This is a genomic window from Halomonas sp. C10-5 (assembly GCF_057169305.1).
In genome coordinates, this window is the sequence record NZ_CP175665.1 from 1,444,622 (window position 1) to 1,456,752 (window position 12,131).

At 68.3% G+C, this 12,131-nt stretch carries 7 protein-coding genes; 4 read left to right on the forward strand and 3 right to left on the reverse strand.

Annotated features, from left to right (window positions below; genetic code table 11):
• Positions 1–85 precede the first annotated feature (85 nt).
• From ACJ7IV_RS06805 to ACJ7IV_RS06815, 3 genes are all read right to left on the reverse strand, one after another.
• Positions 86–3,238 (reverse strand): transglycosylase domain-containing protein, encoded by a 3,153-nt coding sequence (locus ACJ7IV_RS06805; RefSeq protein ID WP_483866331.1) that lies wholly within the window; start codon positions 3,236–3,238, stop codon positions 86–88.
• Between the two features lie 87 nt (positions 3,239–3,325).
• Positions 3,326–4,807, reverse strand: coding sequence for a tRNA uracil 4-sulfurtransferase ThiI (thiI, locus tag ACJ7IV_RS06810; protein WP_483866332.1), 1,482 nt, complete (start codon positions 4,805–4,807; stop codon positions 3,326–3,328).
• A gap of 127 nt (positions 4,808–4,934) precedes the next feature.
• Positions 4,935–5,216, reverse strand: coding sequence for a hypothetical protein (locus tag ACJ7IV_RS06815; RefSeq protein ID WP_483866333.1), 282 nt, complete (start codon positions 5,214–5,216; stop codon positions 4,935–4,937).
• Between the two features lie 409 nt (positions 5,217–5,625).
• On the opposite strand from ACJ7IV_RS06815, the gene ACJ7IV_RS06820 reads away from it, so the two are divergent.
• The 4 genes from ACJ7IV_RS06820 (at position 5,626) to ACJ7IV_RS06835 (ending at position 12,019) form a co-directional block, all read left to right on the forward strand.
• On the forward strand, positions 5,626–7,692 hold the full coding sequence (locus tag ACJ7IV_RS06820; RefSeq protein ID WP_483866334.1) for a TolC family outer membrane protein: 2,067 nt from the start codon (positions 5,626–5,628) through the stop codon (positions 7,690–7,692).
• Between the two features lie 101 nt (positions 7,693–7,793).
• Positions 7,794–9,965 carry a type I secretion system permease/ATPase gene (locus tag ACJ7IV_RS06825; RefSeq protein WP_483866335.1) on the forward strand — a complete coding sequence of 724 codons (2,172 nt, stop codon included), beginning with the start codon at positions 7,794–7,796 and terminating at the stop codon, positions 9,963–9,965.
• Complete coding sequence (locus ACJ7IV_RS06830; RefSeq protein ID WP_483866336.1) at positions 9,965–11,395, forward strand: HlyD family type I secretion periplasmic adaptor subunit; 1,431 nt, start codon at positions 9,965–9,967, stop codon at positions 11,393–11,395. Before ACJ7IV_RS06825 ends, ACJ7IV_RS06830 begins: the two co-directional genes overlap by 1 nt.
• Positions 11,396–12,019 (forward strand): LuxR C-terminal-related transcriptional regulator, encoded by a 624-nt coding sequence (locus ACJ7IV_RS06835; protein ID WP_483866337.1) that lies wholly within the window; start codon positions 11,396–11,398, stop codon positions 12,017–12,019.
• Positions 12,020–12,131: the final 112 nt, after the last annotated feature.

Genomic DNA, 12,131 nt, shown 5'->3' on the forward strand with positions numbered 1-12,131 from the left:
GTCCCTGGTCCTCGGACCCCCTCTCCGACCTGTACCCGGCGCCTTTCGCTATCGCAGCATAGCTAGCTGCGATCGTCCTGCGGGTTCAGGAGGCGTCCTTTGGCTGGCGGGTGTCGTCGGCCATCAGCGGTTCGGATGGCGAGCCGGGGCGGCAGCGGCTCTGTTCTCCCTGGGTGAGGTAGGGGGTGAGCAGGGGGCCCATGCCCTTGAGTACCTGTACCGGCAGTGCCGAGGTGAAAGCAAAGTTTGCGGCGTTGCTGCCGGGGACATAGGCGGTGAGGGTACCGAAGTGGTTGTCGCCGAGGTGGAAGACGAAGGTGGCGGTGCGGCTGCGCGCCTCGGAGTGGATCACCTGGCCCGAGGCGGTGACGGTCTGGAAGCGATTGTCGCCGGTACCGGTCTTGCCGCCCAGGGCGAGCGGAGTGCCGTCTTCCAGGGCAAAGCTACCCTGCAGGCGCCGCGCGGTGCCGCCCTCGACTACCTGGCCCAGGGCGCGGCGCAGGGTGGCGGCCACCTCCGGCGCCATCACCCGCTGGGCGCGGGAGGCGTCGGCCACGAAGCGGGTCTCGTAGGGGGTGTCGGTGGCGAAGTGCAGCGTGTCGATTCGCCGGGTGGGCAGGCGTATGCCGTCGTTGAGGATGATGCCGACCAGCTCGGCCAGGGCGGCGGGACGGTCGCCTGAGCTGCCCAGCGCCGTGGCCAGCGAGGGCACCAGGTGGGCGAAGGGATAGCCCAGCCGCTCCCAACGGCGCTGGATCTCGGTGAAGGCCTCCGTCTCCAGCATGGTGCGGATGCGGGAATCCCGGGCCCCGCGGTGACGGGTGCGGAACAGCCAGCCGTAGACCTCCTGGCGCGCTTCGCGGCTGGCCCGCTCGGCATCGGCGTAGTCGGCGTCGGGGCGGTCGATCAGGAAGCCCACCAGCCACAGTTCCAGCGGGTGCACCCCGGCGATATAGCCCTGGTCGGAGAGGCTGAGGTTGCTGGGGTCGCTGCGCTCGTGCAGGGCGGTAAGGTCGAGGTCGAGCCGCCGGTCGTCCAGGCGCTCGGCGAGGAAGGAGGTCAGGGCGATGGAGTCGCCTTCGGGGTAGAGGTAGCGGAAGACAGCGGCCAGGCGGCGCGCATCGGGCTTGAGGCCGCCCAGCAGGGCCTCCTGACGTGCCGCGGTGTCGAGGTGGCGATACTTGCGCCAGAAGCGCTGCAGGAAGACGCGCCCCTCGCGGTCGGCGAAGCTCGCCAGGTAGTCGAGGCGGCGCGGATCGTCGTCGTCCTCCAGAAGGCGCCGGCGATCCGCTTCCTGATGAATGGTGAACTGCACCAGGTCTCGCATCAGGCGCACGAAGGGCAGGTTCAGCGACTCGCGCAGCGCCTCCTCGAGGGTCGGTCGGCGGCGGTCGTCCTGGCGGCTGAAGTTGCTGAAGGTGTGGCGTCCGCCGCCGGTGAAGAAGGCCTCGTGGGGGCTGGCGGAGTAGCGGCGCTGCATGGCGGTTTCGAGCAGCTCGGCCAGGCTGATCTCCGCTCGGGCGACCAGGCTGTCGATCACGAAGCGGCGGATGGCATCCTGGCGATCCACCGGCAGGGCGCGCAGGGTCTCGGCCGGCTGGCCGGCGTACTGGGCATGGAGCTCGGCGACGATCTCCAGGTAGCTGGCCAGCACGCGCAGCTTGGCGGTGGAGCCGAGCTCGAGCTTGCTGCCCTGGTTGAGATCGAAGGGCTGGTCGTCATTGTCGGTCTGCACGCGAACATCGAAGCCCGCCTCGCCGCGCTCCAGCAGGGTGAAGCTGTAGCGCACGGCGGCGGCGCTGTCGGCATCCAGCAGGCGCTCGCCGACAAGCCCCTGGGCGGCGGCGAACTCGGGGTCGGCGAGCCTGTGGAGGTGCTCGGTGACGGCCGCCTGCAGCTCGGCGTTGAGGGTGGTGGTGGCCGCGAGATCGAGGCGGTCCAGCTCCTGCAGCGAGACGCCCAGCAGCCCCGCCAGGCGGGTGCGAGCGACCTGCAGGGTCTTGCCGGCCTCGACACGCGGGCGAATGGGGTCCAGGGCGAAGTCGCGGAACTCCAGCCGCTGGGCCCGGGCGACATCCCGCAGGGCGGGGGAGATCACGCCATGCTCGGCCAGCAGCCCGAGGTAGCCGTCGGTCAGTGTCTCGAGGGACTCCCGCCCGGAATTGAGATAGCCGCTGGGGCGGCGCTGGGCGATCATCAGCGCCAGGGTGCGGCGCAGGGCCTGGCCGTGGGCCGCGGTGGGCGGCGTGGCGCCGGGCGCCTTGTGCAGCAGGCGGTTGGTGGCGGCGAAGTCGGCACCGAACCACGCCCAGAGAGCATCGCCCAGGCCGTGCACCTCACCGCTGCCGGGTACGGCGGCAAGCGGTACCGTATTGAGGTAGTCCAGGGCGATATCGCGACGCGTGCTCAGGGTCTCGGGGCCATTGCGGTAGCTGCGCACGCTGGCCGAGAGCATCTGGCGGAGCTTTTCCGTGGGCGAGTGGGTGAGCCCCCCGGGGGAGTGGCGGTACTTCTCGATCTGGGTGGCCAGGGTGCTGCCGCCGGCAGACTGACCGGGCAGCGACAGCGCCTCGCCCACTTGGGAGAGGGCCGCGCGGGCGAAGCGCGGCCAGTCCACCGCGGGGTTGGCGTGGGGGCTCTCGCTGTCGAGCAGGCCACGATTCTCGATAAACAGCAGCATCGCCAGTGCCACGGGCGGGATGGACTCGAAGTCGGGATAGTGGCGCTCTGGATGGCGAAAGCGGTAGAGCGGTTCGCCGCTGCAGGTGGCGACGTCGAGCCCGGCCGAGGTCTTCTCGCGGTAGGGTGGGAAGAAGCCGCGTGCAGCGTAGCGCATCAGCGCCGGCGAGAAGCGCGCCTGCTGCTCGATGCGAAAGTCACTCTGCAGCAGCCGGCGCTGGAAATCGGCCAGGCGGGTGTAGCCGAGGCGTGCGTCGAAGGGGCCGTGTACCGGTGGTTGCCAGCGCTCGCTGGGCCCGGGGGCCAGTGCATAGGTGAGCTGGCCGGCATAGCGGGAGAGTTCGCGGGCCTGCCACTCCGAGGAGCGCACCTCGGCCACCACCAAGCCGGCCACGGCGGTACCGACCAAGGCGAGGACGAGCAGAAGCCAGGGCCATAGCCGGCGCCGCCGGATCTCGCGAGGCTCGGCCAGTCGCGGCGGCCGCGGCCAGCCATCGTCGAGCAGTATCTCGCCATTTCCGGCGTCTCTGCATGGGGCCTGACGCCTGCGCCTGACCATCGTCTCGCTCCCGGGGTGTCCCTTCGTGTAACGAAAGGTATCTTTCCCTCCAGCGTAGACGTTCCCAGGCCACGCGGCGCAACGATTTCAACGCGCCGAGGACGCGAGGTAGACCCCGAAATGGGTGAGGCCGCGATCCTGCAGATGCAGGGCCTGCATGCGACTCATCACCCCCTGATCGCAGTAGAGGAAGTAGCGACGGTCATCCGGCAGTTGCGGAGCGCGCTGCTGGAGCTCATAGAAGGGGATCTCCAGGCGCCGGCCCGCCGCCAGGGGGAGCGGGGCCGCTTCACGCTCCCCGGGGGCGCGAATGTCGATGACACTGACGTCTTCACCCTCCCGGGCCTCGAGCAGCTCGTCTTTGGCCTGGGCAGCAGCTGCGGCGCCAGGGGACTCGGCGAGACGGTCGATGCGGGTGATCTCGGCGGCGTCGATGGCGGCATCGAGCACCGCGAAGTCGAAGCCGGCCTCGGCCGCGGCGATCTGGTCACGGCGAGCGCGGGTGTGGGGACGGCGCGAGATCACCCCGCAGTACTCCGGCATGCTCTCGGCGAAGCGCGCGGTGTCGATCTCGCGGGCCTGGGTGATGATGGTCTGCTTGTCATCGGTCAGCAACGGGCGCAGCAGTGGAAGTTCGCTGGCATCGTCGATCAGCGCCAGATTGGTGAGGGTCTGGCTGGAGACCTGGGCGATGGCGTCGCCGGTGACCAGCGCCGGCACCCTGGCACGCCGGGCAAGGCGCGAGGCGGCGCGCACCATCATGCGCTTGAGCACCACGCCCATCATGCCGTCCGGCACCTGGCGCAGGATCTCGCCGACCACCGGCTCGAAGGGCACCGAGATGAAGTTGACCCGGTGGGAGGCGCTGTAGCGCTGCCAGAGGTGGTGGGTCACCTCGCGCACGCCGCGCTCATGCTCGGGACCGCCGAGGTTGAAGAACAGGAAGTGGGTCTTGATGCCGCGGCGGATCATCCGCCAGGCGGCCACCGGCGAATCGTAGCCGCCGGAGATCAGTGCCATGGCCTGGCCCTGCAGGCCGAGGGGGTAGCCGCCGAGGCCCGCCAGGCGACGGTCGATCAGGCGCAGCCGTTGATCCACGACCTCCACCGTCACCTTCACCTCGGGGTGCGTCAGATCGACGCGGGCATCGGGGGCGGCGGCCAGCAGTGCCGCGCCGAGATGGCGCTCCAGGTCCGCCGAGGTGAAGTCATGGGAGCCCCGCCGCTTGGCCGAGACGCGGAAGCGCCGCCCGGCGATGTGAGCCTGCCAGCGCGGCACGACCTGGGCGGTGATCTCGTCCAGGTCGTTGAAATCGACCTCGCGCACCTCCTGTACTTCCTGAACGCCCGGCATCCGCGTAAGGCGAGCCTCCACCTCGTCGACCAGCGCCGCGCCGGCACTTGCGGGCAGCGAGACCCGCAGCAGGTCCCAGCCATCGCGTACCGCGATGCGCCGGTCCAGCGGCTTCAGGGTATTACGCACGTTGGCGGCGAGGCAGCGGGTCATGTGTCGGCGCACGGAGCGCGACTTGATGGTGATCTCGGGAAATAGCTTGAGCAGGTAGTACATGGTGGTGAGGGCTGTACAGCTCCAGTAAAAACAAGGTTTTACCATTCTACCAGAGCCGCAGTGCCCGGACACGACGACGCCCGGACGGAGCCGGGCGTCGTGGGTGCCGCTGTCGAGCGGGGAGGGCTCAGTAGAGCGCCTGCTCCTCGCCAACCACCTCGCGCAGCAGCTCGAGGAACAGCTTGTCCGCCTCGGAGTGCTCGGCGGGGTCCTCCGGGATATGCACGCTGGTGGTGTCGGAGATCTCGTTGGCGATTTGCGCCATGACCGCTTCGGAATGGCCCTCCGGCAGGTGGCGGCGAGCGATCTCCAGCGACTGCTCGAGAATCTTGGGGTCCTGCAGGAGCTTCTTGATGAAGCCCCGTAACTCGTTGATGACGCGCGTCTTCTGGATTTCCGATGAGGACATGGCGAGCTCCTTGTGATGACCGACCGTGTCGATGGCCGAGACGATAGCACGTTTGCCCGCACGGGGAGAGGCCCCGTGGTACCTGTAATCTTTTTCCTACATCAGAAAAGCACAATCTCCTAACAGATACCGTGCAATTGTGCTGGACAACGCCACGCCCTGCGTTACGCTAAGTTACAAATACGTCATGACGCTGGACTGAGTGATCTGGTCACTTGGGGTGGGCCGAGATCAGCCGCCTTGCGAGAGGTGGGCGTGAATGGCGTAGCGAAGCTTCAGGGGAATCATCAGGCGGGAAAGGAAGCGCCGGTCGCGCGTAAAGATGCGTCGACTGCGGCCCGACAACAGCAAGCTCGTGTTCCGCGGGCCTCCATAGCGAGCCCCGGATCATCATCGCAAGGGAATCGTCATGAATCGCACACTCGCAACGTCCTCCTCTCGTCGTCTGGCCGGTGCCGCCACGCTGGGTGCCGCCCTGACCCTCATGCCCATTGCCGCGGCGGTGGCCCAGAGCCTGCCGCCGGGGCTCGCCGCACCGGGCTCGGCGGACCTGACCAGCGTGGTGCGCCAGGCGCTGACTACCAATCCCGAGGTGCATGCCGCCTGGAACGGCCTGCGCGCCGCCGAAAGCGACGTGGATGTTGCCTTCGGCAACTACCTGCCCAGCGTCGATGCCAATGCCGGTATCGGCCGCGAGTATCGTGAAGGCGAACCGCAGTCTCCGATCTTCGATCGCAGCGGTAGCTACGAGACCCGTTTCGCCGAGATCACCCTGACCCAGATGATCTACGACGGCTTCGCCACCGCCAGTGAGGTGGAGCGCCTCGACCGCGCCAAGCTGGTGCGCTACTACGAGCTGATCGGGGCCAGCGAGAACGTCACCCTGGAGGCCACCCGTGCCTACCTGGACGTGCGTCGCTACCGCGAGCTGGTGAGCCTGGCCCAGGAGAACTACGCCGACCACCTGCGGGTGTTCAGCCAGATCGAGGAGCGTGTGCAGTCGGGCGCCGGCCGCGGGGTGGACCTGGAGCAGATCAGTGGCCGCCTGGCCCTGGCCGAGTCCAATCTGATGACCGAGGCCTCCAACCTGCATGACGTCACCGCGCGCTTCCAGCGCATCGTCGGCGAGCTGCCCGCCGCCCAGCTGGCACCGGCACCGGAACTCGACGACCGCCTGCCGCCCAACGTGGCCGCGGCGCTGGACATGGCCTTCCAGGGTAACCCGGAGTTCCATGCCGCCATCGAGAACATCGAGGCGAGCCGTGCCGAGCGTGAGGGCACCAAGGCCGCCTTCCATCCGCGCCTCGACCTGCGCGGGCGGGCTGGCACCTACCGCAACGACAGCGGCTATGACATCTACGGTTCCGAAGACCGCGAGCGCCAGAGCATCGAGCTGGTGGCGAGCATGAACCTCTACCGCGGCGGCAGCGACCTGGCCTCGTTCCGCGCGGCAAGCGACCGGGTCGAGCAGTCGATCAACCTGCGCGAGAAGGCCTGTGTGGACGTACGCCAGACCACCCAAATCGCCTACAACGATACCCAGCGCCTGCGCGAGCAGCTGCAGTACCTCAACCAGCACCGGCTCTCCATCGACCGCGTGCGCGGTGCCTATCAGCAGCAGTTCGATATCGGCCAGCGCACCCTGCTCGACGTGCTGGACAGCGAGAACGAGTACTTCGAGGCCAGCCGCGCCTTCGTCAATGCCCAGTACGACGTGGCCCTGGCGGATGCCCGCACCCTGGCGGCCATGGGGCAGCTGATGCAGACCCTGGGCGTGGTGCGCGACGACATGCCGACCCTGGCCGAGATGGGCAGCGACGGCGTGGCCCTGGACCCCGAGACCATCTGTCCGGCGGATGGACCCATGGGCTTCACCCTGGCGGACTTCACCGGTGGCATCGAGGCACCCACCCGGGCACCGGACATCACCCTTTCGGCGGACGCCCTGTTCCAGATCAACAGCGCGGAACTCTCCGCCGAGGCGCGCAGCGAGCTCTCTGACCTGGCCGAGCAGATCCGCGGTCGCACCGACCTGGCGCGGATCTTCATCGCCGGCCATGCCGATACCACCGGCAACGATGCCATCAATGATCCGCTCTCCCAGCGGCGTGCCGACAGCGTGGCCAGCTACCTGGCAAGCCAGGGAGTGGATCGCGACCTACTCCAGACCCGCGGCTACGGCTCCCGCGAGCCGGTGGCCACCAATGCCACCGTGGAGGGGCGGCGCCAGAACCGTCGCGTCGAGGTGACCCTGGAGCGGGTCGGCGAGAACCTCGACATGACCGACTTCCGCCCGGCGGCCATCGACTCCCTGGCATCGCGTTCCGCCGCTGGCCAGTCCCGGGCCGAGCCGGCGCCAGTGGCGGCCGACTTCGCCCCCGTGGCCGGCGGCCTCTACGCCGAGATCGATGCGCTGGTGGCGGCGGAGCCGGCGAGCTACGCGCAACTGGCCCCGGAAGTCGCTTCCCGCGGCTGATCTGCCTGCGGCCTTTTGCCGGGGGAGACGGACTCTTCCCCGGTGCTACTCTGGCCCCATCGCCCTAGTGCCGGTGGGGCCATTCGATGAAAGAGGTGTGTGTGACGCAGAGAGAGCCGCTGGAGTCATCCGAAGGTTCATCGCGTTCCGCGGTTCAGGATGAACTGCTCGAATGCCTGCAGACGGTGGCTACCTGTCACGACAGGTCGACCACCGCCGAATCCCTGACCGCCGGACTGCCCCTCGAACAGGGGCGTCTCACCCCCGGCGTCTTCCCGCGCGCCGCCAGCCGTGCCGGCCTCTCTGCGCGCCTGGTCAAGAGCCGCCTGGTGCAGCTCAATCCGGCGCTCTTCCCGGTGGTGCTGCTGCTCGAGCCGGGCCGCGCCTGTGTGCTGCTGGGGCTGGATCTCAAGGCGCGCAAGGCCAGGGTCATCTTTCCCGAGCTGGGCGATGCCGAGAGCGAGGTGGCGCTGGATGGCCTGGAGTCCAGCTACAGCGGGCAGGCCATCTACGTGCGCCCGCGCTTCCATTTCGATGCCCGCGGCCCCGAGGTGAACCGCCAGCATTCCCGGCACTGGTTCTGGGGCGTGATCCGCGAGAATCGCAAGCTCTACCGCGATGTCATCGCCGGCTCGGTGATGATCAACCTGTTCGCGGTGGCCATGCCGCTGTTCGTGCTCAACGTCTACGACCGGGTGGTGCCCAACCACGCCACCGAGACGCTGTGGGTGCTGGCGGTGGGTATCTTCGTGGTGCTCTGCTTCGACCTGGCGCTGCGCCTGATGCGCAATGCCTTCGTCGACCTGGCGGCGAGCCGGGCCGACGTCAAGCTGTCATCGTCGATCATGGCCCGGGTACTGGGGTTGCGCATGGAGGCGAGACCCGCTTCCACCGGCTCCTTCGCGGCCACCCTGCAGTCCTTCGAGTCGGTGCGCGCCTTCATCGGCTCGGCCACGGTGGTGGCGCTGGTGGACCTGCCCTTCGTGCTGATGTTCGCCGCCATCATCGCCCTGATCGGGCCACCGCTGGTGATCCCGGTGCTGGTGGGCATCGCCTTCGTCTTGCTCTATGCCATGGCCGCCCAGGGAAAGCTGCACGAGCTCTCCGAGACCACCTGGCGGGTCAGCGCCCAGCGTAACGCCACCCTGGTGGAGTCGGTCTCCCAGCTGGAGACCGTCAAGACGCTGCGCGCCGAGAGCCGCATCCAGAACACCTGGGAGAAGGCCTCGGCCTACCTGTCACGCACCGCGGCTCAGCTACGCCTGGTCAGCTCCTCGGTCTCCAGCGTGGCGCTGTGGGCCCAGCACAGCGTGGCGGTGTGCGTGATCATCATCGGTGTCTACCAGATCATCGAGGGCAACCTCACCCAGGGCGGCCTGATCGCCGCCTACCTGCTCTCCTCCCGGGCCATGGCGCCGGTCAGCCAGGCCGCGGCGCTGCTGGCCCAGTATCACCAGTCCGCCACCGCGCTGCAGTCGCTCAACGGCGTGATGGAGCGCCCGGTGGAGCGCCCCGAGGGCAAGGCCTTCGTCAGCCGCCCGGTGATCCGCGGCGAGATTCGCTTCGACAAGGTCTCGCTGCGTTATCCCGAGCAGGAGAACGAGGCGCTGCGTGATGTCTCGCTGACCATCCAGGCCGGCGAGAAGGTGGCGCTGCTGGGCCGTATCGGCTGTGGCAAGACCACCCTCAACAAGCTGGTGCTGGGTCTCTATGAACCTACTGCTGGGGCGGTGATGATCGATGGCGTGGACCTGCGCCAGTTCGATCCCATCCAGCTGCGCCGCCAGATCGGCTATGTGCCTCAGGACGTGAGCCTGTTCTACGGCACCCTGCGCGACAACATCGTTGCCGGCGGCGGTAGCGAGGGGGTGGATGACGAGGCGCTGCTGCGGGCGATCAAGCTCAGCGGGCTGGAGGGCCTGGTCAACGGCCACCCCCAGGGTGTCGACCTGCCGGTGGGCGAGCGCGGCCAGGCCCTCTCCGGCGGCCAGCGCCAGTCGGTGGCGGTGGCCCGGGCGCTGGTCAATGACCCGCAGATCCTGTTGCTCGACGAGCCAACGAGCTCCATGGACCACACCAGTGAAGAGGCCTTCAAGGCCAACCTCAAGAGCTACGCGCGGGCCAAGACCATGATCGTGGTGACCCACCGCACCTCGCTGCTCTCGCTGGTAGACCGCATCATCGTCATCGACGCCGGCCGGGTCATGGCCGACGGTCCCCGCGACAAGGTGGTCGAGGCGCTTCGCAAGGGACAGATCGGGAGGGCACGCTGATGGCCAGGAAGCAGGGTCCCACTGCCGAGCAGCGTGGCTTCGAGGCGATCGGGCGCTTCTCCGAGGTGGGCGGCAGGCCGTTTCGCCCCTTCATGGATCGCCTGTTCGCCAAGCGGGTCACTGCCGCGCACCTCAACCGCGACTGGGCCAGCGATGCCGACTGGGCCCGTCTGCAGCAGGATCCGATCCGCGCCCGCTGGTTCCTCTATGTGGTGCTGCTGGCCATCATCGCCCTGCTGGTGTGGGCCTATTTTGCGCCCATCGACGAGGTGACTCGCGGGGCCGGCCGGGTGATTCCCACCAGTCAGCTGCAGCGCGTCCAGACCTACGACGGCGGGGTGGTGCAGGAGATCCTGGTGCGCGAGGGGGAACGGGTGGAGCAGGGGCAGGTACTGATGCGCATCGACCCGACCCGCTACCTGGCCAACTTCCGCGAGAATCGCTCCCAGATCCAGTCACTGCAGGCCCGGGCCGAGCGGCTGCGGGCGCTGGTCACCGATACTCCCTTCGCGCCCTCCGAGGAACTGCGTGCCCAGGCGCCGGATATCGTCGCCCAGGAGCGCGAGGCCTACGAGAGCGCCCGCGAGGAGCTACGCGAGCAGGAGAATGTGCTGGGTGACCGTATCCGCCAGCGCGAGGAGGAGCTCCGGGAGGCCCGGGCGCGGCGTGACACCGCGCAGCGCGAGGCCAACATGGCCAGCCAGGAGCTCAACCTGACCCGGCCGCTGCTCCAGTCCGGGGCGGTCTCCGAGGTAGAGGTGCTCAGGCTGCGTCGCGAGGTGTCTCGCGCCACCGGCGAGCGCGACCAGGCGGCGGCGGCGGTGTCACGCCTGCAGGCCGCCGTGGAAGAGGCCGAGACCCAGCTTCGCGAGCTGGGGGCCGAGCGTCGTAACGACTGGCGCAATGACCTGACCCAGACCATCGGCGACCTCAGCGCCCTGGAGGAGTCCGGCACCGGGCTGCAGGATCGCGTACGCCTGGCTGAGATTCGCTCGCCGGTCGACGGCGTGGTGCAGCGGCTCACCATCAATACCCTGGGCGGTGTGGCTCAGCCCGGCCAGGAGGTGGTCGAGATCGTGCCCTCGGATGACCAGCTGGTGGTGGAGGCGCGCATCGCCCCTCAGGACATCGCCTTCCTGCGCCCCGGGCAGCCCGCCACCATCAAGCTCACCGCCTACGACTTCGCCATCTATGGCGGCCTCGAGGCAGAGCTGGAGCGCATCAGCGCCGACACCATCACCGACGACAACGACAACACCTTCTACCTGGTGCGCGTACGTTCGACCGAAGATGCCAATGCCAATCCCGAGATGGAGGTGATCCCCGGCATGACCGCCCAGATCGATATCATGACCGGCAAGCGCACCGTGATGCAGTTCATGCTCAAGCCCGTGTTGCGGGCGTGGAGCAATTCGATGGGAGAGCGATAGATGGCGACCTACTTCGTCAGTCAGGGGAGCGACGAGATACCGCGCTGGCGCGAGGCCTTCAGTGATGCACGCTTGATTCACGCCGATGACATCAAGGCCAGGCTGGTGCGTGGCGACTGTGTGTGGGTGATGGTGGACAGCGAGAGCTGGCCGGAGCAGGTCGCCGAACTCCATCGGCGTGGGGCCCAGGTGGGAGTGATGACCTACTCGCCGAGCGCCGCCGAGGCGTTCCAGGCGCTGAAGAGCGGTGCCCGGGGCTATGTGCATGCCCTGTCGCCGCCGGAGCTGCTGCGTCAGGCGCGGCTGGTGATCATGAACCAGGGGATCTGGGTGCCGCCGGAGCTGATGGCGCGGGTCGTAGGCGGCGCCTTCCAGGCGTTGGGCGGTGCCGGGCGGATGCGTAGCGATGCCCTGGCAGGGCTGACCGAACGCGAGCGTGCCGTGGCGCTGGCGGTGGTGGAGGGCTACAGCAACAAGGAGGTCGCCCGCCGCCTCGATATCACCGAGCGCACCGTCAAGGCGCATCTGGGGTCGGTGTTCCGCAAGCTGGGTGTGCGCGACCGCATGCAGCTGGTGCTGCGGCTGTCGCCTACCCGCGAAGTGGTAGCGGATTCCAGCCATTGAACAGTACGCTTACATAGGTGTTCACCCTCTCGCTTGTCTCCTGCCGGTTGACCCGATTTTGTGACGTAGATCAACTGTCGCCGCTTACTGTCCTTCGGTCCAATATCCCGCC

Excerpts from the sequence above, each read along its gene's own strand:
- ACJ7IV_RS06805 (WP_483866331.1), bottom strand. The coding sequence starts at position 3,238 with ATGGTCAGGCGCAGGCGTCAGGCCCCATGCAGAGACGCCGGAAATGGC.
- thiI (WP_483866332.1), bottom strand. The coding sequence starts at position 4,807 with ATGTACTACCTGCTCAAGCTATTTCCCGAGATCACCATCAAGTCGCGC.
- ACJ7IV_RS06815 (WP_483866333.1), bottom strand. The coding sequence starts at position 5,216 with ATGTCCTCATCGGAAATCCAGAAGACGCGCGTCATCAACGAGTTACGG.
- ACJ7IV_RS06820 (WP_483866334.1), top strand. The coding sequence starts at position 5,626 with ATGAATCGCACACTCGCAACGTCCTCCTCTCGTCGTCTGGCCGGTGCC.
- ACJ7IV_RS06830 (WP_483866336.1), top strand. The coding sequence starts at position 9,965 with ATGGCCAGGAAGCAGGGTCCCACTGCCGAGCAGCGTGGCTTCGAGGCG.
- ACJ7IV_RS06835 (WP_483866337.1), top strand. The coding sequence starts at position 11,396 with ATGGCGACCTACTTCGTCAGTCAGGGGAGCGACGAGATACCGCGCTGG.